Raw genomic sequence first — 24,497 nt, 5'->3', positions numbered from 1 at the left:
TCCTGGATCCGGGATCCGGGATCCGTAGCTTGCAGCCCGGATCCGGGATGTTGGATCCGGGACCTCGAACCCAGGACGTTGGATCCCGGACGTTGGATCCCGGAGGTTGGATCCCGGAGGTTGGATCCCGGATCCAGAACCTCGGGGTCCGGGACCTTGGGTCCGGGACATTGGATCCGGGACATTGGATCCGGGATGTTGGATCCGGGATGTTGGATCCAACACCCCATCACGACACCGCTTCGCCCTCCGCGATCGCCGCCTCCACCTCCGCGACCCGCTCGGCCTCCTCCGTCGCGAAGCGCTCGCGGTCCAGGGCCTCCGCGATCTCCTCGTCCTGGCTCATCAGCAGGTCCAGGTTGGAGTCGCCGAGGTCGAAGACGCCCATGTCGAGGTAGGCCTTCTGGAGGCGTTCGCCCCAGAGGCCGATGTCCTTGACGCAGGGGACGATCCGGCTGAAGAGGAGCTTGCGGAAGAGGTGCAGGAACTCGCTCTGTTCGCTGAGTTCCTCGGCCTCCTTCTTCGGGATGCCGAAGTTCTCCAGGACCTCGACTCCGCGCAGTCGGTCGCGCATCAGGTAGCAGCCCTCGATGACGAATTCCTCGCGTTCGCGGAGTTCGGCGTCGGAGAGCTGCTTGTAGTAGTCGCGGAGTGCCATGCGGCCGAAGGCGACGTGCCGGGCCTCGTCCTGCATGACGTACGCGAGGATCTGCTTGGGCAGGGGCTTGTCGGTGGTGTCGCGGATCATGCCGAAGGCGGCGAGGGCGAGGCCTTCGATGAGGACCTGCATGCCGAGGTAGGGCATGTCCCAGCGGGAGTCGCGGAGGGTGTCGTCGAGGAGGCCCTTGAGGTTGTCGTTGATCGGGTACAGCATCCCGATCTTCTCGTGGAGGAAGCGGCCGTAGATCTCGGCGTGCCGGGCCTCGTCCATGGTCTGGGTGGCCGAGTAGAACTTGGCGTCCAGGTCGGGGACGGACTCGACGATCCGGGCGGCGCAGATCATGGCGCCCTGTTCGCCGTGGAGGAACTGGCTGAACTGCCAGGAGGCGTAGTGCCGGCGCAGGTCGCCCTTGTCCTTCTCGGTCATCTTCGCCCAGTGGCGGGTGCCGTGGAGGGTCAGGACCTCGTCGGGGGTGCCGAGCGGGTCGTACGGGTCGACCTCGATGCCCCAGTCGATGCGGGTGGCGCCGTCCCACTGCTTGTCCTTGCCCTTCTGGTAGAGGGCGAGGAGCCGCTCGCGGCCGTCGTCGTAGTCCCAGGAGAAGCGGGCGGCGCCGGTGGCGGGCACCTGCCAGCCGGGTGCGGCGGGGGCGTTCACGTAGAGGTCGTGCGTCGACACTGACGACTCCTTCCGTCCGTTTCCAGCAGGCTCACACGGTGCTAGACGGATCGTCAACAAGTCGGATGTGAAGGATTGAACGCCTTGTCTGCGGGCGGGGTTACGCTGCCGTCCATGACGAGCGCCGCCACCCCCGCGTACCGCAGGCTCACCGTCGAGGAGCGGCGCGGGCAGCTCCTCCACGCCGCCCTGGAGCTCTTCGCCCACCGGGCGCCCGAGGACGTCTCGCTCGACGACGTCGCCGAGGCGGCCGGCGTCTCGCGGCCCCTCGTCTACCGGTACTTCCCCGGTGGCAAGCAGCAGTTGTACGAGGCCGCCCTGCGCTCCAGCGCCGACGCCCTGAACCGCTGCTTCGCCGAGCCGCCGACCGGGCCGCCGACCGAGCGGCTCGGCCGGGTGCTCGACCGTTACCTGGCCTTCGTCGACGAGCACGGCACCGGGTTCAACGCCCTGCTGCGGGGCGGCAGCGTCGCCGAGACCTCCCGGACCTCCGCGATCGTGGACGAGGTGCGGCGGGCCGCCGCCGAGCAGATCCTCGTCCACCTCGGGGCGGAGCGGCCGGGTCCCCGGTTCGGCATGCTCGTCCGGACGTGGATCGCCGCCGTCGAGGCGGCCTCGCTCATCTGGCTCGACGAGGGGAAGCGGCCTCCGGCGCGGGAGCTGCGGGACTGGCTCGTCGACCATCTCGTCGCCCTGCTCGCGGCGACCGCGGCGCGCGACGAGGAGACGGCGGAGATCGTGAAGCGGCTCCTCGCGCAGGAGACCCCCGAAGGGCCGGTGGCGACGCTGGCCCGCCGGGTGGTGCCGGTGCTGGGCGAGGCGGCCCACCTGCTGTGAGGCGGGGGCCGGGGGAGACTGTGGGGGTGAGAAGTGAGAACACCCCCTTCCGTGGCGGCCCCCTCGACGGCCGGGCCCTGCCGATCCTGGTCGGCCCGACCGGCCACCCTCCGAAGTGGTACGAGATCCCGGTCCCGGCGCACGACGGGCACCCGCCGACCCTGCACACCTACCGGCGCGAACCCTCGGGCTACACGAAGCGGCTCGGTCTCCAGCGCGGCTGGGTGTACGTGTACGCGCCCGAGGGGCGGGAGCGGCGCGAGCTGAAGTGGCCGTGGTCGAAGCCGACACCGAAGCCGACATCGAAGCCGAACGAGTGACGCCGCGAGACGCGCCTTGATTTGTGCGGTAATCGGATGAAGTGACACGTCATCATCCCCGTGGAGGTGATGACGTGTCGCGAAGGCTGCTGCGCACGGTCTGCACGGGGGCGCTCGCCGCGACGACGGCGCTCACGGGAGTACTCCCCTCGGCGAGTGCCGCCCCGGCCCCACCCGCGGACCCTCCGGCGGAGGCCCCGATCGCCTGGGCGGATCCGGCGGCGGAACCGGTGGGACCGGTGGATCCGGCACCCTCCACCGCAACCCCCGCCCCAGCCCCGGTCGGACCGGTGGCCCCGGGAGCCCCCAGCACCCCCGCATCGCCTACATCACCTGCATCACCTGCATCACCTGCATCACCTGCGCCCCCCGAATCCCCCGAGGTCCCCGGAGACCCGTCGACCTCGACCCCTTCGGCCGCCTCGGCCGCCCCCGTTCCTGCCGCCCAGGACGACGCCTCCGCGCTCCCGCCCCCCGGCGGGGACTCCGTCGGGGGGCTGCTCACGCGGCTGCGGACGCTCTATCGGCAGGCCGAGGAGGCGACCGAGCGGTACAACGCCGCCGAGGAGGCACTGAAGGTCCAGGACGCCGACACCAGGAAGGTCACCGCCCGGCTCACCGCCGCCCGGGCCGCGCTGGCGCAGGGCCGGGCCGCGGCCGGGCGGATCGCCCGGGACCAGTACCAGGGCAGGTCCGAGTTCTCCTCGTTCCCCTCGTACCTGCGGCTGCTCTTCGCCCCGGACCCCCAGTCGGCCCTGGACGAGGGACATCTGATGGACCGCGTGGCGCGTGACCGGGCCACCGCCCTCTCCCGGCTGACGGACGCCGAGCGGCAGGCCGGCAGCCTCGCCAGCGCCTCCCGCAAGGCCCTGGACCGGCAGCAGGGGCTCGCCGCCGCGCAGCGCAAGCGGCGCGACGAGGTGCGGGGCAAGCTCCTGGAGGTCGAGAAGCTGCTCGCCGCGCTGTCGCCGGACCAGTTGTCCCGGCTGACCGCGCTCGAACACGTCCAGACCGCAGGCGCGCAGCGCGAACTGCTCGACTCCGGCGTCCTGGAGGGGGTGCGCACCCCGTCCCGGGCGGGCGCGGAGGCGCTGCGCTTCGCGGTGGGCCAGATCGGCAAGCCGTACGAGTGGGGGGCGGAGGGCCCGGAGGCGTACGACTGCTCGGGGCTGACGCAGCAGGCGTGGGCGGCGGCCGGCCGGGAGCTGCCGAGGACCAGCCAGGAGCAGTGGGCGACCCTGCCCCGGGTGCCGCTGGCCGAGCTGCGCCCCGGCGATCTGGTGGTCTACTTCCCCGGCGCGACCCATGTGGCGCTCTACCTCGGCGAGGGCCTGGTGGTGCAGGCCCCGCGCCCCGGCGGGAAGGTGAAGGTCTCGCCGATCGCGGCGAACCCGCTGCTCGGTGCCGTACGGCCCGACCCGGACGGAACGGCCCTGAAGGCGTACACCCCGCCCACACTCCCGGCGGGCGCGAAGGACGGCGCGGACGAGGGATACGACAAGAACTGAACTACCGCCCCCGGCCCACCCCTTGCCCTCGCACGTAATATCCAACAAGCTTGACGGGTCCTTACCGATGGCCGACCGTCGGCCCCGGACACGGAGCCCCGTCATGCCCAGACTCTTACCGGACACCCGCCCCCGACGCGCGCTCGCCGCATCGAACTTCGTCAACGCCGTCGGCAGCGGACTCTTCCTGACCGCCGGCGTCCTGTACTTCACCCAGGCCGTGCGCCTCCCGGCCGCCACCGTGGGACTCGGCCTCGGCATCGCCGGACTCCTCTCGCTGGCCGTGGGCATCGCCGTCGGCCACCTCGCGGACCGGCGCGGCGCGCGCGGGGTCTACGTGACCACCCTGACGGTGCAGGCGCTCGCCACGGCGGCCTTCGTGCTCGCCGACAGCTTCTGGCCGTTCGTCCTCGCCGTCTCCGCGGCCACCGGCGCCAAGGCGGCCGGCCTCGCCGCCCGGGCGCCGCTCATCCGGCACCACGGAGGGGACAGGCCGCAGGAGTTCCGCGCCTATCTGCGGGCCGTGACCAACGTCGGCATCTCCCTCGGCGCGCTCCTCGCGGGGTGGGCGGTGCAGGTCGGGACCCTCGGCGCCTACCAGGTCCTCGTCGCCGGGAACGCCTGCGCGTTCGCCGCCTCCGCCGCCGTCCTGTTCCTGCTGCCGCCCGTCGCGCCCGCGCCCGCCGCCCGCGGCCCCCGGTGGATCGCGCTGCGGGACCGGCCGTACCTGGCGCTCACCGCGCTCGACGGCGTCATGGCGATCCAGTTCAAGGTGCTCACCGTCGCGATCCCGCTCTGGCTCGTGGGGTCCACCACCGCCCCGCACTGGCTCGTCTCCGGCACCATGCTCGCCAACACCGTCCTCGTCGTCGGCCTCCAGGTGCGGGCGAGCCGCGGCGTCGACTCGCCCCGGGCCGGCGGCCGCGCCTACCGGCGCGCCGGAGCGGCCTTCCTCGTCTCCTGCGCCCTCGTCGCGCTCTCCGCCGGGACGCCCGTCGCGGTGGCGGTCGTCCTGCTCCTGGCGGCCGTGGTCGTCCACACGGTCGGCGAACTGTGGCATGCGGCGGGCGGCTTCGAGGTGTCGTACGCGCTCGCGCCGCCCCACGCCACCGGCCAGTACCTGGGCGTCTTCGGCCTGGGCGCCGGTCTCTCCGAGGCCCTCGGCCCCGGGCTCCTCATCGCGCTCTGCATCGGCTGGGGCCGCCCCGGCTGGTTCGCCGTGGGCGCCCTCTTCGCCCTGACGGGCCTCCTGACCCCGTTCGCGGTCCGCCGCGCGGAATCACGTCACTCGAAGAGCGCGACGACGCCGACCACCCAGACCGACACGAACGCGACCGTTCCGGCCAGGCAGCCGAGGCCGATGAGGACGCCGCCGAGCGTCAGGCCACCGGTGTCCGGGACGTGCTCCTCGTCCGCGTCCTCCGCGTAGGAGGCGGGATCGTCCCAGTCGACCGGCCGTCCCCGCTCCTCGGCACGGGCCGTACGGAGCGTCACCAGCCGCTCCTCGGCGCAGGCGGTCGCCGCCAGCGCCTCGGGCCCGCGCCAGGCGAGGGCCTTCATGCGCCGGGCGGAGGACCCGTACCGCTCCTCGAAGGCGACGGTCTCGTCCGGGTCCCGGTCCTCTTCGAGGTACATCCAGCGCCCCGCCTCCGCCGCGTCGCCGTACAGCCGGTACACCTCGGCGAGTCGGCGGCGCAGGGTCAGGTCGTACGGGAAGGAGGAGACGAGTCCGCGCAGGCGCTGGCGCGCCATCGGCACACGGCCGGCGGCCAGGTCCGCGTCCACGCGGGCGAGGGTCTGAGACGGGGGCATGCCTCCATGATCGGGCACGGGAACACGCCGTCTCGACCCGATTCCGACGGCCGGCCCCGGCGCACGGGTGCCGGCCGCCGGCCGTCGGCCGTCAGTCGTCGGCCATCGGCCGTCAGTCGTCAGTCGTCGGCCATCGGCCGTCAGTCGTCAGTCGTCGGCCCGGTCAGCCTCTGGAGACCCCGGTCAGCTTCCGGAGACCTCGGCCAGGTACGCGGCCGTCTTCTCGGGCTCGAAGAAGAAGTTCTCGAAGTCCGACGGGTCGTTGAAGCCGTTCGCGAAGCGGTCGGCGACGGGCTGGAGCTGGCCGGCCGCGCCGAGCAGGTTGAGGACGTGCTCCGGCGGGGGCGCCAGCATCGCGTTCGTCCACTTGGTGACGTGCTGGGCCGTCTTCCAGTAGCGGTCGAAGGTGTCCTGCATCCACGCCTCGTCGAAGGGCTTGTCGCCCTGCTCGACGATGGCGGCGAGGTACGTGGCGGCGCACTTGGAGGCCGAGTTGGAGCCCTGGCCGGTGATCGGGTCGTTGGCGACGACGACGTCGGCGACGCCGAGGACCAGGCCGCCGCCGGGGAGCCGGCCGATGGGGTTGCGGACGGTCGGCGCGTACCGGCCGGCGAGGGTGCCGCCCGCGTCGGTCAGCTCGACCTTGGTGGCCCGCGCGTACTCCCAGGGGGTGAACTTCTCCATGAGCTCCAGCGTCAGCGCCAGGTGCTCGGAGGGGTCCTTGACGCCCTTGAAGACGTCGAGCGGGCCGCCGGGGACGCCCTCCCAGAAGAGGATGTCGGCGCGGCCGCCGGTGGTGAGGGTCGGCATGACGAAGAGCTCGCCGACGCCGGGGACGACATTGCAGCGGACCGCGTCGAAGTCCGGGTGCTCGGGGCGCGGGCCGAGGCCGTGGACGTACGCGACGGCCAGCGCGCGCTGCGGCTCGCTGTACGGGGAACGGGAGGCGTCCCGGCCGAACATGGAGACCAGCTCGCCCTTGCCGGCCGCGACGAGCACCAGGTCGTAGTTGCGGGAGAAGTAGTCCAGGTCGCCGACGGCCGCGCCGTGTATCACCAGCTGGCCGCCGCGCTGGGCGAAGGTGTCCATCCAGCCGGCCATCTTCACGCGCTGGTCGACGGACTGGGCGTAGCCGCCGAGCTTGCCGACCCAGTCGATCAGGCGGCCGGAGTCGGGGCCGGCGACGGAGACGCCGAGGCCCTCGATGCGGGGGGCCTGGGACTCCCAGAAGTTGAGCGCGAGGTCCCGCTCGTGCTGGAGGGCGGTGTCGAACATGCACTGGGTGGACATGACCCGGCCGGTGCGGATCTCGTCCGCCGTCCGGTTCGACATGAGGGTGACCTCGTACCCCTGCGACTGGAGTCCGAGGGCGAGCTGCAGGCCGGACTGGCCTGCGCCGACTATGAGTATCTTCCGCATGGGTGGTGCTCCTGGCGACTGTGAGCTACGGGGAGGGCTGTTCGAGGCCGGCTATTCGGGCGTGGCTTCGAGGGCGTGCGCGACCATCGAGAGCAGGGTCTCGACGACGCTGTACCGCTTGCGCGCGTCCATGATCACCACGGGCACGTGCGCGGGCACGGTCAGGGCCTCCCGTACGTCGTCCGCCTCGAACGCCTCCGTGCCCTCGAAGTGGTTGACGGCCACGATGTACGGCAGCCCACAGCTCTCGAAGTAGTCGAGCGCCGGGAAGCAGTCGGTCAGGCGCCGGGTGTCGGCGAGCACGATCGCCCCGATCGCCCCGCGCACCAGGTCGTCCCACATGAACCAGAAGCGCTGCTGACCCGGCGTGCCGAAGACGTACAGCACCAGGTCGTTGTCGAGGGTGATCCGGCCGAAGTCCATCGCCACCGTGGTGGTGAGCTTGTCCGGGGTGGCGGTGAGGTCGTCGGTCTCCTCGCTCGCCTGCGTCATCAGCGCCTCGGTCTGGAGCGGGGTGATCTCCGAGACGGCGCGGACGAAGGTGGTCTTGCCGACGCCGAAGCCGCCCGCGACCACGATCTTCGTCGCTATCGGGGCGCGCGAGTGGTCGAGCTGCCAGTCCTGGGCGCCCTCTTCGGCATCCAGGAGCGGGTCCTCGGGACCCGGCTGGGCGGGGATGCCGGCGAGCGCCGGGGTTTCGGAGACGGCGGTGGCGTCAGAGACGACGGAGTCCACTCAGCACCCTTTCGAGGAGCGCGCGGTCGGGCTGGCCGGTGCCGTGACCGGTCCCGTACACACGGATCTTTCCCTGGTCGGCCAGGTCGCTGATCAGCACCCGGACGACCCCCAACGGCATCTTCAGAAGCGCCGAGATCTCCGCGACCGTCCGCATCCGGCGGCAGATCTCGACGATGGCCCGCATCTCCGGCATCAGCCCGCGCGGAGCCGGCCCGCCGTCCGTCAGGGCCTTGCGGGCGGCGGGCGCTTCGAGCGCCGCCACGAAGGTCTCGACGAGCAGGATGTGACCGAAGCGGGTGCGGCCGCCGGTCAGCGAGTACGGGCGCACGCGCGCGGGGCGCCGTCCCTCCCCTCGTACCGGCAGCTTGAAGGCGCGGTGAGCGGAGGACAGGGCCGTCATTGGGCGCTCTCCATCGATTTACGCAGCTCGCTGCGGACTTCGGGGGTGAGCACGTGCCCGGCGCGGCCCACGAAGAGCGCCATGTGGTACGCCACGACGCTCATGTCGCAGTCGGGCGTGGCGTGCACGCCGAGCAGCGAACCGTCGCTGATCGACATGACGAAGACGCTGCCCTCCTCCATCGCGACCATCGTCTGCTTGACCCCGCCGCCGTCCATCAGCCGGGCGGCGCCGACGGTGAGGCTGCCGATGCCGGAGACGATGGTGGCCAGATCGGCGCTGGAGCCGCGCGGCCCGCCGGGACGGCCGGCGGCGGGTGTCGTCGCGGCCTGCTGGGTGGCCGGGTCCGACGAGAGCAGCATCAGGCCGTCGGAGGAGACCACGGTCACCGAGCGGACGCCCGGGACCTCCTCCACCAGATTCCCCAGCAGCCATTGCAGGTTGCGGGCTTCCGTGCTCAGTCCGAACGTTCCCGTCGCAGTCAACTGCGTGCCTCCTCGACTGTGTCCCCCGTCATCTCCTCTGTACGTGCAGTCCTCGCGGCTTCTATGCGCGCCGTGTCCAACTCCGCCTCCACGTCCCGGCGCCCGGCCTTGGCGCCCTGGTGGAAGCCGCCGAGCCGGCGGCGCAGGGCCTCCGCGTCCACGCTTCCCCGGCGGGGCGTGGTGTCGGCTCCGGCCCTGCGGACCACCTGCGGGGTGCGCTTGGGCAGGCCCTTGTCGGTGACCCGCTCCCACTGCCCGGCACGCGGTCCGGGAACCGGCGCGTCTTCGGCGGCCGGCGCCTCTGCCGGGACCGGCTCCCCGTCGGCGGCGCGCTCGTGGGTGTCCGGCTCCGGCGGCGGGTCGGGCAGCCGGACCTGGAGCGTGGTCTCGGAGACGGATTCGTACGGCTCGGGCGCCGGCTCGGGCGCCTCGTACGCGGCTTCGGGTTCGGGCGTCGGCTCGTGCGCGGCTTCCGGCTCGGGCGTCGGCTCGTACGCGGCTTCCGGCTCGGGCTCGTACGGCGCTTCGGGCTCCGGCTCGGCGGTGTGCTCGGGCTCGTGCTCCTGGGCCTGCTCCTGGACCGCTTCCGTCTCCGCCGCCAGGAACGCCGCCTCCGCCGCCTCCACGAGCGGGTCGCGGTGCCGGGGCGGGAGGGTGTGGGAGTTGGCCTCGGCGACGGAGCCGGGCAGCTGGATGACCGGCGTGGCGCCCGCGATCCGTACGGGCTCCGTCACGGCCGTCGGCGGGGCGGTGGGCAGCAGGGACAGCGGCAGGACCACGACGGCGGCGGTGCCGCCCGGCTTCTGCTCGCGCAGTTCGACGCGGACGCCGTGGCGGGCGGCGAGCAGGGCGACGACCCGCATGCCGAGGCCCTCGCCCTCGAAGGCCTCCGGGTCGGCCTCGGCGAGGCGCGCGTTGAGCTCGGCGGACCGTGCGGGGGCCATGCCGATGCCCGAGTCCTGCACGGAGAGCATCACCTCGCCGCTCTCCAGGAGCCAGCCGGAGAGCTGGACCTCGGCGTCGGGCGGCGAGAAGGAGGTGGCGTTCTCCAGGAGTTCCGCGACCAGGTGGCTCAGGTCGTCCGCGGCGAAGCCGGCGATCTGGGCGTGCGACGGCAGGGACTGGATGGTGACCCGCTCGTACCGCTCGATCTCGCTGACGGCGGCGCGCAGCACGTCGACGAGCGGGACGGGCCCGGCGTGGCCGTGGACGTGCTCGTGGCCGGCGAGGACGAGGAGGTTCTCGCTGTGGCGGCGCATGACGGTCGCCATGTGGTCGAGCTTGAAGAGGGTCGCGAGGCGGTCCGGGTCCTGCTCGCGCTCCTCCAGCTTCTCGATGACGCCGAGCTGCCGCTCGACGAGCCCGAGGCTGCGCAGCGAGAGGTTGACGAAGGTGTGGTGGACGGTGTTCCTGAGCCGTTCGAGGTCGGCGGTGAGGAGGGCGACCCGGCCCTGGAGGTCGGCGCGCTGGGCGGCGAGCTCGGCGCCGACGGCGTCCTTCTCGGCGGCCAGGTCGGTGCGCTCGTCGCTGAGCCGCTCGGTCCGCGCGGCGAGGCCGGCGAGCTTGCCGTGCAGGGCGTTGAGGGAGCGGACGACCTGGGCGAACTCGTCGTTGCGGCCGGTGAAGCGGATCGCTTCCTCGGCGCCCGGCTCGGGGGCGGCGGCGAGCCGGGCGGCGCCGAGGCGGAGCACGGCGAGCGGCCGGGTGAGCGTACGGGCGACGTAGGTGGAGATGCCGATCGCGACGAGGAGGCAGCCGCCGAGGAAGGCGATGCGCATTTCGAGGGCTTCGACGTCGTCGTCGCGGAGTGCGGCGAGGCGGTCGACCCGCTCGGTGGCGAGGGCGGACTCGACGCCCCGCATCTGCTCGATGCGGGCGGAGAGGGCGGCCTCCAGGGCGGCCGGGTCCGTGCCGCGCTCGGCCTCGGTCAGCTTGGGCTGGTCGGTGAGGGAGGCGAGCGCGAGTTCGGCGCTCTTGACGTCGGGGCCGGTGACGGTGGCCGCGAGGGAGTCGCGGGCGGTGGCGCCGGCGGCCTGGTCGAAGTCGCCGAGGGCGGCGAGTTCACGGACGCGGGCCTGCTGGGCGGCGGCGGTGAGGCCGTCGCGGGCCCGGTCGGCCTCGGCGGCGCCCTCGGGCTCGTCGGCGACGTACGTGCCCGTCTGCGCGTCGTAGTGGACGTCCCCGGTGGGCTCGGGCTGCGGCACGCTGAGCGCGGCGACGAGCAGCCCGCGGGTGGCCGAGGCCTGTTCGACGGCGCGGCCGAGGGCGGCGGGGGCGCGGGTGGCCTCGGTCAGGGCGGCGTCGGAGGCGCGGGGCGGGGTCTTGTCGGCGAGTTCGTCGGCGAGGGCCTGGAGCTTGGCGATGACGTCCGTGTACGCCTTGTGGGCCTCCAGGGCCGTGCCCTTGCCGGTGAGGGCGGTGCGGCGGACGGAGGGGACCGCGGCGAGGTCGCGGCGGAGTTCGGCGGTGGCGGCGGGCCGGATCTCGTCGATCTGGCGGTCGACCCGGGTGGCGCGCACGTCGGTGATCTGCCGCTTGTGCTTGGCGTCGCCGGTCTGCTCGTCGCGTCCGGCGGCGATGTACGCCACGACCTCGTCGCGCTCGTCGGCGAGGGAGTGCGCGAGGGTGACGGCCTGCCGGTCGAGTTCGGCGAGGGTGACGAGGCGCTGGGACTCGGTGAGCTCGGTGGAGGCGGTGAGGATCGCGGGGGCTCCGGCGGCGAGGACGGTGACGCCGACGAGGGCGACGCCGGCGACCAGCCGGTTGCGGACGCGCTTGGGCCGGCCGGCGGGGGCCTGCGGCTCACCGGGGGTCTCGCTCTGCGTGCCGTTCATGCTCCGAGGCCGCTTCTTCTGCACCGGTGCTCGCATTCTTGATTCGTCCGCCGATGAAGCAGAGGTGACGGCCGGTCACATGGAGCGCGCCCCCACCCCTGGTACGGCTTCCGACCATTCCAGCGCTTCCGGCAAGGGGACGGGCATCGGCCGCTCCGCCACCCGAACGAGTGAACAACACTCCGTAGTTGGCGAACAACTTCCGGAGGCGCGTGCCGGGGGTCCGCGCGGGGCGCCGGTTGGATCTTCCGGGCGGGCTTTGACAGGATGCGCGCCCGCAGCTTCCCGGAGGCGGCAGTTCCGTCCTTCACACCTCTTCCGCAGGGTTGGTACAGGCCTTTTCCGGTCATTTGCAGGTCCAGTGAAGGAGTCCACCGGGGAATGCGTGGGGGCGGGCACACTGGATGCCATGCGCAGCGAAGCCGCCTCCCTTCCCGGCAGCCCCGAACGCCCCAACGAGGACTGGGTGGCCGCAGCTCTGCCCGCCTCGGGGAGCGGGGGGACGGTCGTCCTGCTCGACGGCGTCACACCTCCCGCCGGTGATGACGGTTGTGTGCACACGGTCCCGTGGTTCACCGCGCGGCTGGGCGGGGCTTTGACCGAACTGTCCGGTTCCCGTCGGGACATGACCCTGTCCGAGATCCTGTCCCTGGCCATCCGGCGCACCGCGGACGCCCACCGCGACACCTGTGACCTTTCTCACGTGCGAACGCCTCAGGCAACAGTGGTGCTCGCCCGCTGGGACGAGGCGTCGGTCGAGCATCTGGTCCTCTCCGACTCCGTGCTCCTCCTGGAGTCTCCGGACGGGGCGGTACGGGCCGTGCTCGACGACCGGCTCGACCGGGTGCCGGACGAGGTGCGGCGTTCCCTGGCGGCGACGGACCGGCTGCGGAACCGGGAGGGCGGCTTCTTCACGGCGGCGGCGGACCCGGCGGTCGCGCGGCGGGCGGTGACCGGGACGAGCCCGCGCGCGCAGGTGCGGGCCCTGGCGGCGCTCACGGACGGGGCGAGCCGCTGGGTGGAGCTGTTCGGCGAGGGCGACTGGGCGGACTGCTTCGGCGTGCTGCGCGCGGAGGGTCCGGCCGGTCTGCTGCGCAGGGTGCGGGCCCTGGAGGCGGCGGACGAGCGGGCCGGCGGGGCGCACCGGTGGAAGCTGCACGACGACGCGACGGCGGTGTACGCGGAGCTGTCTGGCCGCTGATCCCCCCTGGCCCCACCGCCGGACCCCCCGGGCTCCTCAGCCTTCCGAGCGGACGTTGAAGTGGTGCAGGAGGCGGGCGAGTTCGGCGACCTCGGTGCGGTCCCAGTCGGCGAGTTTGCGGACGTAGCGTTCGCGCCGGGCGTCGCGGACGCTGCGGAAGCGGTCCCGGCCCTCCTCGGTGAGGCGGACGAGCGAGGCGCGGCCGTCGGCGGGGTCGGGGTCGCGGGCGACGAGCCCGAGGTCCTCCAGGGCGCGCAGCTGGCGGCTCATGGTGGCCTTGCCGACGCCGAAGTACCCGGCGAGCTCGGTGGCCCGCTGGGGTCCGGCGTCGTCGAGGCGTACGAAGAGGCCGTACGCGGCGGGCTCCAGTTCGGGGTGGACCTCGCGGGCCATCTCGCCGGACTGGGCGCGGGCGCGGCGGAGGAAGACCGCCAGCTCCCGTTCCAGGGCGAGGAATTCCTGGTCCACACCACCGCCGGTGGTGGCCCGGCCTTCATGTCCCGTACCGCTTCCGTGCACGTCAGCACCTCCCGCGCGCTTCCGGTCGCTGAAAGTTTCTTCCCGCGGCGTCCATCGCCGCAGCTCCTCCAGTATTTCGCAGGCGTAGACCAACGGCGGCGACCAGGCCCTCTTCCGCCGGTGGGTCTACGTGCGTAGCGTCTTCTCCACAAGTCCTGGATGACATGTCCATTCCAGGATGTGCCGACACCCCCACCGATCCTTTCGGAGGCACGCAATGCGTGTGCACAGATCCGGAACGACCCTCGCCGGCGCCACCCTCGCGGCCCTGGCCCTCCTCCTCCCCCTCGGCCTCTCCAGCACCGCCACCGCCGCCCAGGACCCGGGCGCCCGGCAGGCGACCCCCGCACGCGGCTCCGCCCACATGGGCATGGGCGTGATCGCGCACGACGGCCAGGGTCCCAAGTCGGGCCCCGTGTCGACCCTCGCCGTCCAGACGGAGGGCGTGGACGTCTCCGGCCACAACGGCAACGTGGACTGGTCCACCCTGTGGAACAGCGGGGTCAAATGGACCTACCTCAAGGCGACGGAAGGCACGTACTACAAGAACACGTACTTCAACCAGCAGTACACCGGCTCCTACAACATCGGCATGATCCGGGGCACGTACCACTTCGCCACCCCGGACACGACGACCGGAGCCGCCCAGGCGGACTACTTCGTCAACAACGGCGGCGGCTGGTCGCGGGACGGCAAGACGCTGCCGGGCGTGCTCGACATCGAGTGGAACCCGTACGGCGCGACCTGCTACGGCAAGACGGCGTCCGGGATGGTGGCGTGGATCCAGGACTTCGTGAACCGGTACAAGTACCGGACGGGCCGCGACGCGGTGATCTACACGGCCACGAGCTGGTGGAAGCAGTGCACCGGCAACTCCTCGGCCTTCTCCTCCACCAACCCGCTGTGGATCGCGCGGTACTCGACCGACGTCGGCGAACTCCCCGCCGGCTGGCCGTACTACACGATCTGGCAGTACACCTCCTCCGGCCCGACGGTCGGCGACCACGACCACTTCAACGGCGACTACTCGCGCGTACAGGCGCTCGCGAACGGCTGACCTCGCACCCCTCGCTCCACGGCGGCCTCCCGGGCCTGCGGCACCCGGGGGGCCGCTTCGGCTTTTTCGGCCCACCCCCTTGCCCATTGGTATGGACCAATGCGACGCTCTAGCGCGGCCGCCCGGAATTCAACTTCCGTGCGCCCAGCGCGCGTTGCTCGTCCCGTACTCCCCCACGCACGAGAGAGAGCCCCCGCATGCCCTCCTACCGCCGCACCGCCACCGTCGCCGCCTCCGTCCTGTCAGCCACCGCGCTCGTCGGCCTCACCCCCACGGCGGCCGGTGCCCACGGGGCCGTCTTCAACCCCGTCAGCCGGGTGGTGGCCTGTTACGCCGAGGGCCCCGAGACGCCCAAGTCGCAGGTGTGCAAGGACCTCGTCGCCGACTCCGGCACCCAGCCGCTCTACGACTGGAACGAGGTCAACATCGCCAACGCCGACGGCCGGCACCAGGCCCTCATCCCGGACGGCAAGCTCTGCTCGGCCAACCGCGAGAAGTACCGGGCCCTGGACTGGGCGCGCACCGACTGGCCGGCGACGGCCGTCGCCGCCGGCTCCTTCGACTTCAAGATCCGGGTGACGGCCGCGCACTCGGGCACCATGACCGTCTACATCACCAAGCCCGGCTTCGACCCGACCCAGCCCCTGAAGTGGTCCGACCTGGACCCGGCCCCCGTCGCCGTCTACAACACCACCCGCACCGCGACCGACGGCTACTACAACTTCACGGGGCAGCTGCCGGCCCGCACCGGCCGCCACATCATCTACAAGATCTGGCAGCGCAACGACAGCCCCGAGGCCTTCTACAGCTGCTCGGACGTCACCTTCGGCGGGGCGGCGACCGCGACGAAGACCCAGGCCCAGCCCCAGGCGCCGACCGAGGCGAAGATCGCGGAGGGCGCGGCGCTCTCCACCGTGAGCCACGCGGGCCATGGCGGCGACGAGCAGCCCCCGGCCCTCTCCGCCGAGACCGCCGAGGCCCCCTCCTCGCCGCTCCCGATGGCCCTCGCGGGCGCGGGCGCCCTCGCCGCCTTCGCCGGCGGCAGCCTGCTCCTGGGCCGCCGCCGCAACTCCTCCGCCTCCTAGGCCTCCCCGCCTAGGAGGGGGAGGCACCGAGCGGGAAGAGGGCGGTGAGCCGGGGTATCGCCAACCCCTCCGGCCGAGACCCCCGGGGCTGCTCGCCCTCTTCCCACTCCCCCGCCGCCTCCGCGGCGTCCTCCGCCTCCTCGACGGCGTCGAGGAACTCCTCGCCGTCGTCGTCCTCCTGGCCCGTCAGCTCGTCCCACGCGTCCTGGGCGACGTAGTCGAGCTCCTCCCACTCGGGCCACTCGTCCTCGTCCCACTCGTCGTGGTGCCGGCCCACGAGCGCCCGTACCCCCGGCAGGTCGGCCAGCGCGTCCGGGTCGGCGAGGACCGACTCGTACGCCTTCCGTCCCTGGCCCACGAGCCAGAGCGTGAAGTAGTGGAAGCCGTCGTCGGTGCAGGCGCCGCCCTCGATCCGGTTCGCCGCCGCCCCTATCGCGCGCGTGTCGGCGCGCTCGGTCGCCCTCTCCAGCCGCACCTGGAACTCCACGCTCTCGGCCGCCGGACGCCGGAGCAAGTCCGCCCGCAGCCATTCCAGTCGCTCGTCCCGGTCACCGGTCCGGCGGCCCAACTCGTCGATGAGAGCCCAGAAGGCGTCGTCGTTCATGCGTACGAGCATGCCAGCCCCGGCTGACATCCGGGTAACGAGATCCGAACGCGCGGGAGCGGGGTGCCGGACCGGCACCCCGCTCCCGCGGACGGGGAGTTACGCGGCCACGTCCACCGGCACCACCGCCGGGGCGAGGGCGATCTCCAGGACCTGGCGGACGTCCGTCACCGGGTGGACCTCCAGCTTCTCCAGGATCTCGGCCGGGACGTCGTCCAGGTCGGCCTCGTTCCGCTTGGGGATCACGACCGTCGTGATCCCCGCCCGGTGCGCGGCGAGGAGCTTCTGCTTCACGCCGCCGATCGGCAGCACCCGGCCGGTGAGGGAGACCTCGCCGGTCATGGCCACGTCCGTACGGACCAGCCGACCGCTCAGCAGGGAGGCGAGGGCGGTCGTCATGGTGATGCCCGCGCTCGGCCCGTCCTTGGGCACCGCGCCCGCCGGGAAGTGGATGTGCACGCCCCGGTCCTTGAGGCCGGTGACGGGCAGCTCCAGCTCCGCGCCGTGCGAGCGGAGGAAGGAGAGCGCGATCTGCGCCGACTCCTTCATCACGTCGCCCAGCTGACCGGTGAGGGTCAGCCCGGCGGCGCCCGTCTCCGGGTCGGCGAGGGACGCCTCCACGAAGAGGACGTCGCCGCCCGCGCCGGTCACGGCGAGCCCGGTGGCGACACCCGGCACGGCCGTCCGCCGCTCCGCCGGGTCCTGCGCCGACTCCGGCACGTGGTGCGGACGCCCGATGAGCTCCCGCAGATCGTCCGGTCCGACCGTGAACGGCAGCTCGCGGTCGCCCAGTTCGTGCTGGGCCGCGACCTTCCGCAGCAGCCGGGCGATCGACCGCTCCAGGGTGCGGACGCCGGCCTCGCGGGTGTACTCGCCGGCCAGCTTCCGCAGCGCGGACTCCTCCAGGACGACCTCGCCGGCCTCCAGACCGGCCCGCTCCAGCTGGCGCGGAAGCAGGTGGTCACGGGCGATGACGACCTTCTCGTCCTCCGTGTAGCCGTCGAGGCGCACCAGCTCCATGCGGTCGAGGAGCGCCTCGGGAATGGCTTCGAGGACGTTGGCCGTGGCGAGGAAGACGACGTCGGAGAGGTCGAGTTCGACCTCCAGGTAGTGGTCGCGGAAGGTGTGGTTCTGCGCGGGGTCGAGGACTTCGAGGAGCGCCGCCGCGGGGTCGCCGCGGAAGTCGGAGCCGACCTTGTCGATCTCGTCGAGCAGGACCACCGGGTTCATGGACCCGGCCTCCTTGACGGCCCGGACGATCCGGCCGGGCAGGGCGCCGACGTACGTCCGCCGGTGACCGCGGATCTCCGCCTCGTCCCGTACGCCGCCGAGGGCGACCCGGACGAACTTCCGGCCCATCGCGTGCGCGACGGACTCGCCGAGCGAGGTCTTGCCGACGCCGGGCGGTCCGACCAGGGCGAGGACGGCGCCGCCACGGCGGCCGCCGACCACGCCGAGACCGCGGTCGGAGCGCCGCTTGCGCACCGCCAGGTACTCGGTGATCCGCTCCTTCACGTCGTCGAGGCCCGCGTGCTCCGCGTCCAGGACCGCGCGGGCGCCCCGGATGTCGTACCGGTCCTCGGTCCGCTCGTTCCACGGCAGTTCGAGGACGGTGTCGAGCCAGGTGCGGATCCAGGAGCCCTCGGGGGACTGGTCGCTGGACCGCTCCAGCTTCTCGACCTCCTTGAGGGCGGCCTCCCGCACCTTCTCGGGCAGGTCGGCGGCCTCCACGCGGGCGCGGTAGTCGTCGGACTCGTCGCCCTCGGTCTCGCCGTTGAGGTCGCGGAGCTCCTTGCGGACGGCTTCGAGCTGGCGGCGGAGCAGGAACTCGCGCTGCTGCTTGTCGACGCCCTCCTGGACGTCCTTGGCGATGCTCTCGGCGACGTCCTGCTCGGCGAGGTGCTCGCGGAGCTGGGCGGTGGCGAGCCTGAGGCGGGCGACCGGGTCGGCGGTCTCCAGGAGTTCGACCTTCTGCTCGACGCTGAGGAAGGGCGAGTACCCGGAGTTGTCGGCGAGGGCGCCGACGCCGTCGATCTGCTGGACGCGGTCGACGACCTGCCAGGCGCCGCGCTTCTTGAGCCAGCTGGTGGCCAGCGCCTTGTACTCCTTGACCAGTTCGGTCACGGAGCCGGGCAGCGGGTCGGGCAGGGTCTCCTCGACGGTGCTGCCCTCGACCCACAGGGCGGCGCCGGGGCCGGTCGTGCCGGCGCCGATGCGGACGCGGCCGAGGCCGCGGATGAGCGCGCCGGGGTCGCCGTCGGACAGGCGTCCGACCTGCTCGACGATGCCCAGGACGCCGGTGCCGGCGTAGGTCCCGTCGATCCGCGGCACGAGGAGCACGCGGGGCTTGCCCGCGCCGCCGCGGGCGGCGGCCTGGGCGGCCTCGACGGCGGCCCGTACATCGTTCTCGGACAGGTCCAGCGGCACCACCATTCCGGGCAGCACGACCTCGTCGTCGAGCGGCAGCACAGGCAGAGTGAGCGGCACGGACGCCTTGGACTCAGAAGCCATGATCTCCCCTTCGGCAGTCAAGTTGAGCTATACGCACTCAATGCTTGTGAGCCCGGGGATGTTCCCGGACGTCCGTTCGCTCTGAGCGATCACTCGCACACGCGCCCGCGTGGAGCCGATGTAATGCCTCCATGGATATAGCAGCCATTACAGCAGCGTGGGTGGCGGGCTGGACCGTCTCCCGGGGCACCCCGCCCGCCGTCGCCGAGCCCTGGGGCCACCGGATCGACGTCGGCCTGCCCCGGCACGTCGTACGGCACGTCCTGCCCGCCCCCGACGCGGCCTCCGTCGGCGCGCTCTGCGCCCGGCTGACCACGCCGTACAGCTGGCTCAAGGTGATGGCGGCCCCGGAAGACGTCGAGCCGTGGATCACCGAGGGCTGGACCGTCCCCGACGACCCGGGCTTCATGATGGTCAAGCCGCTGGACCCCGGCGCCCGCCCCGCACCGCCCGAGGGGTACGCCAGGACCACCGAGGTCGAGGACGGTGTCGTCCGGGTCCGGATCCTCGCCCCGGACGGCGCCCTCGCCGCCCAGGGCCGGATCGCCCCGACCGGCTCCACCGCCGTCGCCGACCAGATCGAGACCGACCCCGCACACCGGCGCCGCGGCCTCGGCACGAACGTCATGCGCACCCTGGAGGCCGCCGCCGCCCAGGCGGGCGCCGCCACCGGAGTCCTCGCGGCGACCACGGACGGCCTCGCCCTGTACGACTCGCTCGGCTGGCGCCACCGGGGCCCGGTCACCGGGATCGTACGGACGGGACCGGAAGGCCGCTGAGGAGTGGAATCCCGGCCGTCCGGCTGCGCGCGGGGCCCGGGACGGGGCATGCTCGACCCATGGTGCGAGACGTACGGGGTACGTGGACGTGGTGCGGGACCCTGCTGCTCGCGGGGGCCCTGGCCGGCGGCCTGAGCGGCTGCGGCCCCGGGGTGCCGTCCGCGCCCGGCGGATCGCCGTCGAGCGTGAGCGCGCCGGCCCTGCCGAGCCCCACGACCGAGCCCGCCACGCCCTCCGCGGAGCCCCGACCGACGGAGGTCCTCGTCGAGGTCGTCGTCGACGGCGGCCTCGCCGGCGTCCACAACCAGCTCGTCGTCCACTACGACGGCAGCTGGACCAGCCGCTCCGGCGACAAGCCGCCCCGGACCGGCCGGCAGACCCCCGCCGAGGCCGCCGAACTGCGGGCGGCCCTGGAGGACCCCGCCTTCGCCCTCGTCCCGGAGCGCCCGACGGGCAGCCCGATCCCCGACGGCTTCCAGTACCACCTGACCTACCGCCACCGCCTCGTCGTCGCGGACGACGGCGAACGCCCGCCCGCCCTCCAGCGCGTCTTCGCCGCCCTGCCGGAGGGCGGCCCGCCGACGAACCCCTGAGCGCGCCCGGGAGACGGCCCGCAGACGAACCCCTGAACGCGTGAACCGGGGGACGGCCCGCCGACGAACCCTGAGCGCGTGAACCGGGAGACGGCCTCCCGGCGATAGAGAGGGCGTGAGACTGTTGCGCCCCGCAGGGGGAGGCCCCTCCGGGGGCGACGAGGACGACGACGCGGCGCTGCTGCGCGCGGTCGCCCGGGGGGACACCGAGGCGCTGGCCGTGCTCTACGACCGGCACGCCGGATGGCTGTACGCCCGGCTGGCCCGGCGCTGCCCGGACGAGGAGACCGTACGGGAGGTCCTCCAGGACACCTTCGTCACGGTCTGGCGCTCGGCCGGCGGCCACCGGGGCCGGGGCGAGGCCGGCGGCTGGCTCTGGGTGATCGCCGCCCGGCGCCTGGTGGACGCGCGGCGGGCCGGCGCCCGCGCCGAACGCGCCGCCGCCCGGCCCGTGGAACCACCCGTCCCCGCGCCCTCCGCCGAGGACCGGGTGCTCGCGGGCCTGGAGTACGGGGAGGTCGGCGCCGCCCTCGACCGGATCTCGCCCGAGCTCGCCGAGGTGCTCCGGGCCACCGTCGTCGACGGGCTGACCACCCGCGAGACCGCCCGGCTCCTCGGCATACCCGAAGGCACCGTCAAGACCCGCGCCCAACGCGCCCGCCGCGAACTCCGCGCCGCCCTCGGCCCGCACCCTCTGGGAGGCACCGCATGACCGCCCCCTGGCACGTCTCCGACACCCTGGCCCACCAGTACGCCGCGGGCTCCGCCCCCGAGACGGACGCCTGGTCCCTGGAGAAGCACATCGAGTCCTGCACCCCCTGCGCCTCCCGCGTCTCCACAGCGGTCCGCACCGGCCCGGCGGGCCCGAACCTAGCCGCCGTGCGCGCGGAACTCCTCGCCTCCCTGGGCCACGCGCCGACCACGGGAACAGCCGCCACGCGCGGGCGTGGACGGCCGGCCGAGCCGGACGCGGAACTCACCGCCGGAGGCACGCGCACGGGGATCGCCGCAGCAGACACGCGCGCGGGGATCGCCGCCGTGGGCCCGCCGGGTGAGGCCATCGCGGCGGCCAGGGGCGGGGAGCAGCCGGCCGACGCGGGCACGCGCGCGGGGTTCGTCGCCGTCGGGCGGTGGGCGCGGCTCTGGTGGGCCGCCGGACCCGCGTTGCGCGGGTCGTGGGTGGTGGCTGTGGTGCTCGTTCTCGGTGGGGCGTTCGCGCTCGCCTACGGGGCCGGGTTCAGGGGGGCCCGCAGTTGGCTGCTCGCCGTCTCGCCCGCGCTGCCGCTCGCCGGGGTGGCCGTCTCGTACGGACGGCATGCCGACCCCTTGTACGAGATCACCGCCGCCACGCCCTCGGGCGGGCTGCGCCTCCTGCTCACCCGGACCGCCGCCGTACTCGGCTCCTGCGTACCGCTGTTGACCGCCGGCGGGGCCCTGCTGCCCCCGGTGGCCGGGTTCCCGGGGGCGGCCGCCTGGCTGCTCCCGGGCCTGGCGCTGACCCTGGCCGCGCTCGCGCTCGGGTCGTTCGTCGGCTGCCGGGAGGCGGCCGCGACGCTCGGCGGCGGGTGGCTGCTGGCCGTGGCGGGCCCCCTCCTCGGGCCCGCGGGGGCGGCCGGTGTCGCCCGGTACTTCGCCGGCCCCGCCGTACAGGGCGCCTGGGCCGCCGCCGCCCTCGTCTGCGCCGCCCTCCTCGCGCTGCGGCGCCGTTCCTTCGACCACCTGGAGCCCCGGTGAACCCACCGACCACCGTCGCGGTGACCGGACTGACCGTCCGGCACCGCCGTACCGTCGCCCTCGACGCGCTCGACCTCTCCCTCGGCCCGGGCGTGCACGGCCTGCTCGGCCCGAACGGGGCCGGGAAGACCTCTCTCATACGGGTCCTCGCGACCGTCGCCGCGCCCGCCTCCGGCCGGGTGGAGCTGCTCGGCGCCGACGCCGCGCGCCCCGGCGAGCGCACCGGGATCCGGCGCAGGCTCGGCTATCTGCCGCAGGAGTTCGGCCACTACCCGGCGTTCACGGTGCGTGAGTTCGTCGCGTACGTGGCCTGGCTCAAGGAGATGCCCGCCGACCGTGTCCCGGCGGCCGTGGAACGGGCCGTGCGGCGGGTCGGGCTCGAAAACCGGATCGACGCGCGCATGAAGACGCTGTCCGGCGGGATGGTGCGGCGCGCCGGAATCGCCCAGGCCATCGTCAACGACCCGGAGCTGCTGCTCCTCGACGAGCCGACCGCCGGACTCGACCCGGAGCAGCGGGTCGACTTCCGCGCGCTGCTGCGGGAGCTCGGCACGAGGGCGACGGTCGTGGTCTCGACGCACCTGGTGGAGGACGTGGCGGCGGCCTGCACGGACGTCGCCCTCGTCGAGGCGGGCCGGCTCGCCTTCCAGGGCACGACGGCGGAACTCGCCGCGCTCGGCGGCGAGTCCACGGATCCGGCCGACTCCACGACGAGCGCGGTGGAGCGCGGCTACACGACCGCGCTGCGCGCCCACCGCGACGCGGCGGGCCGGCGGACGGAGGCCCTGCGGTGACCGGGACCCTCGCCCCCTCCCGTACGGACGCACCCGCGCGCGTACGGCCGGTTTCCCCGCTCCGGACCGAGCTGCGACGCGGTCTCGGCCCCTGGGCCGGCGCCGCCGCGGCGCTCGTCGTCCTGGTGACGATGTACGGCAAGGCCCCCCAGTGGCAGACCCGTTGGACGGACGTGACGGGGCTGCTGCACGTGGTCGTCGGGCTGCTCGGCGGGCCCGTCGCGCTCGCGGCCGGCTGCCGGCAGGGCGGCCGGGACCGGCGGCGCGGCACGGCGGAGCTGTGGGAGTCCGTCCCGCGCTCCCCGCTGCGCCGCCTCCTGGTCGCGGTCGCCCCGTCCGCGCTGTGGCCGGTCGCCGGGGTCCTGTTCGCCGACGCCGTGTGCCTCCTCGCGGCCTGGCCGTACGTCTCCGCGGGCCGCCCCTACCTCGAACTGCTCGCCACCGACGCGGTCGCGATCGCCGCCCTCGGCGTGCTCGGGCACCTCGCCGGGCGGCTGGCCCCCTGGCGTCCGACGGCCCTGCTCCTGGGGATCGTCGGGTACATCGGGCTCGCCATCGGTACCTACACGAACGCGAAGGCCCGCTGGCTCGGCCCGGCCGTCGAGTACAGGTACGCCTGGGCCCGGACGGTGTGGTGGTTCGGTCCGGTGTCGATGGCGTGGACGGCGGGGCTCGCCCTCGCCGCGCTCCTCGCGTACGGGGCACGCACGGCCCGCCTGCGGGCGCTCGCGCTGATCCCGCTGGCCGTCGCGGTCACCGCCGCCGGGATGATCCTGCGGCTGCCGCCGAACAACGGCCCGTGGCACGTCGATCCGGCCCTGACCCGCCCCGTCTGCGACGGCGGCGCACCGCAGGTGTGCGTGACGGCCCTCGACCGGAAGCTGCTCCCCGCCGTGTCGGAGGCCCTCGCCCCGGTGAACGCGCGCCTCAGGGGGCTGCCGGGCGCGCCGGCCCGCTGGGCGGCCGGCCCCCTCGCCCCCCGCCCCGGCGACGTGGCCCTGCTCGATCCCGTGGCGGACGCGGTGCGGGGGCGGATCGAACGCGCCGATCGGTACCGGAACTTCGCCGTGATGCAGCTCTTCTCGGACACGTGCCGGCAGGGCGACCTCACCGGCCCGGACGCCGAGCGGGTGATCACCGTCAACACCGCGGTCATCCAGTGGCTGGCCCCCACCCCGGACGGCGGGCCCGACGTCGTCGGCACACAGCCGTACATCGACCGCCTGCGCTCCAGGTCCCCCGCCGCCCAGCGCGACTACCTGGCCCGCTACCTCGCGGCGAACCCCTGCCACCCCGACGAGGTGCCGATCCCGTGAACCCCTCCTCGTGGAAGCTCTACGCCCGCTCCCGCGCCCTGCCCGGTGCCCTCGCGGTCCTCGTCGCGACGGCTGCGGCCGCCGCCTGGGCGGCCCGGTGGCTGGTGTCGCTGCCGGGGGCCGGTCCGACGGACCGGCTGCCGGTCGTGACCCTCGGCCCGCTGCTCGCGGCGGCCGTGATCGGGACCGGTCTGCACACGCCGAGCGACGAGCTGGACCGTACGGCGGCACGCGCGTGGTGGCCCCGCCGGCTGGCCCATCTGCTGGCCGCGACCGTGCTCGCCGGACTGCTGCTCGCCCTCGCGGTGCCGGGGCACGCGGAGGAGTTCGGCGCGCCCGCCGCCGTACGCAACACCCTGGGTCTGGTCGGCGTGGCGGCGGGCGGCGCCGCCCTGGCCGGCGCCCGGCTGAGCTGGTTCCCGCCCGCCTGCTACCTGGGCGCGGTCGGTCTGGCGGCCCCCGCCGAGCCGGGTGGGGCGGGAGCCTGGTGGGCGTGGGCGATGCAGCCGGGCCCGGAGGGCGGGGCGTGGACGGTGGCGGCGGCCGCCTTCACGGCCGGTGCCGCGCTGTACGCGTGGCGGGGCGCCCGGCGCACGGCGGCCGGGGCCTGAG

Annotated in this window: 23 protein-coding genes and 1 pseudogene; 14 read left to right on the top strand and 10 right to left on the bottom strand. The window is 73.8% G+C overall.

The window, feature by feature from the left end; translation table 11 throughout:
• Positions 1 to 229: 229 nt before the first annotated feature.
• Positions 230 to 1,339: a ferritin-like domain-containing protein gene (locus ACFYUS_RS03375; protein WP_388845114.1), complete on the bottom strand. Its 1,110-nt coding sequence runs from the start codon at positions 1,337 to 1,339 to the stop codon at positions 230 to 232.
• Positions 1,340 to 1,453: 114 nt separating this feature from the next.
• Between ACFYUS_RS03375 and ACFYUS_RS03370 the strand changes: the two genes are divergently transcribed.
• The 4 genes and pseudogenes from ACFYUS_RS03370 to ACFYUS_RS03355 form a co-directional block, all read left to right on the top strand.
• Entirely contained in the window at positions 1,454 to 2,176 is a 723-nt protein-coding gene (locus ACFYUS_RS03370) for a TetR/AcrR family transcriptional regulator (protein ID WP_388845111.1), read from the top strand.
• Positions 2,177 to 2,202: 26 nt separating this feature from the next.
• Entirely contained in the window at positions 2,203 to 2,496 is a 294-nt protein-coding gene (locus ACFYUS_RS03365) for a hypothetical protein (protein WP_388845108.1), read from the top strand.
• Between the two features lie 74 nt (positions 2,497 to 2,570).
• Positions 2,571 to 4,004, top strand: a complete 1,434-nt coding sequence (locus tag ACFYUS_RS03360) for a C40 family peptidase (protein WP_388845105.1) — start codon at positions 2,571 to 2,573, stop codon at positions 4,002 to 4,004.
• Positions 4,005 to 4,071: 67 nt separating this feature from the next.
• Positions 4,072 to 5,022 (top strand): annotated as a pseudogene (locus ACFYUS_RS03355) (MFS transporter); the annotation flags it as partial.
• 266 nt (positions 5,023 to 5,288) lie between these two features.
• On the opposite strand, the gene ACFYUS_RS03350 reads toward ACFYUS_RS03355, so the two are convergent.
• From ACFYUS_RS03350 to ACFYUS_RS03325, 6 genes are all read right to left on the bottom strand, one after another.
• Positions 5,289 to 5,816 (bottom strand): DUF6584 family protein, encoded by a 528-nt coding sequence (locus ACFYUS_RS03350; RefSeq protein ID WP_388845102.1) that lies wholly within the window; start codon positions 5,814 to 5,816, stop codon positions 5,289 to 5,291.
• 183 nt (positions 5,817 to 5,999) lie between these two features.
• Entirely contained in the window at positions 6,000 to 7,235 is a 1,236-nt protein-coding gene (locus ACFYUS_RS03345; RefSeq protein ID WP_388845100.1) for a styrene monooxygenase/indole monooxygenase family protein, read from the bottom strand.
• Between the two features lie 51 nt (positions 7,236 to 7,286).
• A complete protein-coding gene (locus ACFYUS_RS03340; protein ID WP_388845097.1) occupies positions 7,287 to 7,970 on the bottom strand; it encodes an ATP/GTP-binding protein in 684 nt (227 codons plus the stop codon).
• A complete protein-coding gene (locus tag ACFYUS_RS03335) occupies positions 7,951 to 8,373 on the bottom strand; it encodes a DUF742 domain-containing protein (protein ID WP_388845095.1) in 423 nt (140 codons plus the stop codon). The genes ACFYUS_RS03340 and ACFYUS_RS03335 overlap by 20 nt, the downstream gene beginning before the upstream one ends.
• Entirely contained in the window at positions 8,370 to 8,858 is a 489-nt protein-coding gene (locus ACFYUS_RS03330) for a roadblock/LC7 domain-containing protein (RefSeq protein ID WP_388845092.1), read from the bottom strand. Before ACFYUS_RS03330 ends, ACFYUS_RS03335 begins: the two co-directional genes overlap by 4 nt.
• Positions 8,855 to 11,716, bottom strand: a complete 2,862-nt coding sequence (locus ACFYUS_RS03325) for a nitrate- and nitrite sensing domain-containing protein (RefSeq protein ID WP_388845977.1) — start codon at positions 11,714 to 11,716, stop codon at positions 8,855 to 8,857. Before ACFYUS_RS03325 ends, ACFYUS_RS03330 begins: the two co-directional genes overlap by 4 nt.
• A 385-nt stretch (positions 11,717 to 12,101) precedes the next feature.
• On the opposite strand from ACFYUS_RS03325, the gene ACFYUS_RS03320 reads away from it, so the two are divergent.
• Entirely contained in the window at positions 12,102 to 12,893 is a 792-nt protein-coding gene (locus ACFYUS_RS03320; RefSeq protein ID WP_388845090.1) for a hypothetical protein, read from the top strand.
• 36 nt (positions 12,894 to 12,929) lie between these two features.
• On the opposite strand, the gene ACFYUS_RS03315 is transcribed toward ACFYUS_RS03320, so the two are convergent.
• Complete coding sequence (locus ACFYUS_RS03315; protein ID WP_388845087.1) at positions 12,930 to 13,412, bottom strand: MarR family winged helix-turn-helix transcriptional regulator; 483 nt, start codon at positions 13,410 to 13,412, stop codon at positions 12,930 to 12,932.
• A 217-nt stretch (positions 13,413 to 13,629) separates the two neighbouring features.
• On the opposite strand from ACFYUS_RS03315, the gene ACFYUS_RS03310 reads away from it, so the two are divergent.
• Together ACFYUS_RS03310 and ACFYUS_RS03305 are read left to right on the top strand one after the other, a co-directional pair.
• Entirely contained in the window at positions 13,630 to 14,469 is an 840-nt protein-coding gene (locus ACFYUS_RS03310) for a lysozyme (protein ID WP_388845084.1), read from the top strand.
• A 197-nt stretch (positions 14,470 to 14,666) separates the two neighbouring features.
• A complete protein-coding gene (locus ACFYUS_RS03305) occupies positions 14,667 to 15,554 on the top strand; it encodes a lytic polysaccharide monooxygenase (RefSeq protein WP_388845081.1) in 888 nt (295 codons plus the stop codon).
• A 10-nt stretch (positions 15,555 to 15,564) separates the two neighbouring features.
• On the opposite strand, the gene ACFYUS_RS03300 is transcribed toward ACFYUS_RS03305, so the two are convergent.
• Together ACFYUS_RS03300 and lon are read right to left on the bottom strand one after the other, a co-directional pair.
• On the bottom strand, positions 15,565 to 16,158 hold the full coding sequence (locus ACFYUS_RS03300) for a DUF4240 domain-containing protein (protein WP_388845078.1): 594 nt from the start codon (positions 16,156 to 16,158) through the stop codon (positions 15,565 to 15,567).
• Between the two features lie 99 nt (positions 16,159 to 16,257).
• On the bottom strand, positions 16,258 to 18,669 hold the full coding sequence (gene lon, locus ACFYUS_RS03295; RefSeq protein ID WP_388845075.1) for an endopeptidase La: 2,412 nt from the start codon (positions 18,667 to 18,669) through the stop codon (positions 16,258 to 16,260).
• A gap of 131 nt (positions 18,670 to 18,800) precedes the next feature.
• On the opposite strand from lon, the gene ACFYUS_RS03290 reads away from it, so the two are divergent.
• The 7 genes from ACFYUS_RS03290 to ACFYUS_RS03260 all read left to right on the top strand — a co-directional run bounded on the left by ACFYUS_RS03290 (position 18,801) and on the right by ACFYUS_RS03260 (position 24,496).
• Positions 18,801 to 19,448, top strand: coding sequence for a GNAT family N-acetyltransferase (locus ACFYUS_RS03290; RefSeq protein ID WP_388845072.1), 648 nt, complete (start codon positions 18,801 to 18,803; stop codon positions 19,446 to 19,448).
• A gap of 59 nt (positions 19,449 to 19,507) precedes the next feature.
• Positions 19,508 to 20,041 (top strand): hypothetical protein, encoded by a 534-nt coding sequence (locus ACFYUS_RS03285; RefSeq protein ID WP_388845070.1) that lies wholly within the window; start codon positions 19,508 to 19,510, stop codon positions 20,039 to 20,041.
• Between the two features lie 115 nt (positions 20,042 to 20,156).
• Complete coding sequence (locus ACFYUS_RS03280) at positions 20,157 to 20,753, top strand: RNA polymerase sigma factor (protein ID WP_388845067.1); 597 nt, start codon at positions 20,157 to 20,159, stop codon at positions 20,751 to 20,753.
• A complete protein-coding gene (locus ACFYUS_RS03275) occupies positions 20,750 to 21,775 on the top strand; it encodes a zf-HC2 domain-containing protein (protein WP_388845064.1) in 1,026 nt (341 codons plus the stop codon). Before ACFYUS_RS03280 ends, ACFYUS_RS03275 begins: the two co-directional genes overlap by 4 nt.
• Positions 21,772 to 22,569 (top strand): ABC transporter ATP-binding protein, encoded by a 798-nt coding sequence (locus tag ACFYUS_RS03270; RefSeq protein WP_388845061.1) that lies wholly within the window; start codon positions 21,772 to 21,774, stop codon positions 22,567 to 22,569. The genes ACFYUS_RS03275 and ACFYUS_RS03270 overlap by 4 nt, the downstream gene beginning before the upstream one ends.
• Entirely contained in the window at positions 22,566 to 23,885 is a 1,320-nt protein-coding gene (locus ACFYUS_RS03265) for a hypothetical protein (RefSeq protein ID WP_388845058.1), read from the top strand. The genes ACFYUS_RS03270 and ACFYUS_RS03265 overlap by 4 nt, the downstream gene beginning before the upstream one ends.
• The gene (locus ACFYUS_RS03260) at positions 23,882 to 24,496 is read left to right on the top strand and encodes a hypothetical protein (protein WP_388845055.1); all 615 of its coding nucleotides are present in this window, start codon (positions 23,882 to 23,884) and stop codon (positions 24,494 to 24,496) included. The genes ACFYUS_RS03265 and ACFYUS_RS03260 overlap by 4 nt, the downstream gene beginning before the upstream one ends.
• Position 24,497 lies beyond the last annotated feature (1 nt).

This window comes from Streptomyces sp. NPDC004284, assembly GCF_042874035.1.
Lineage (GTDB): Bacteria > Actinomycetota > Actinomycetes > Streptomycetales > Streptomycetaceae > Streptomyces.
Note: the sequence above shows the minus strand (reverse complement) of the source record. Positions and strands in the feature narration are given on the sequence as shown.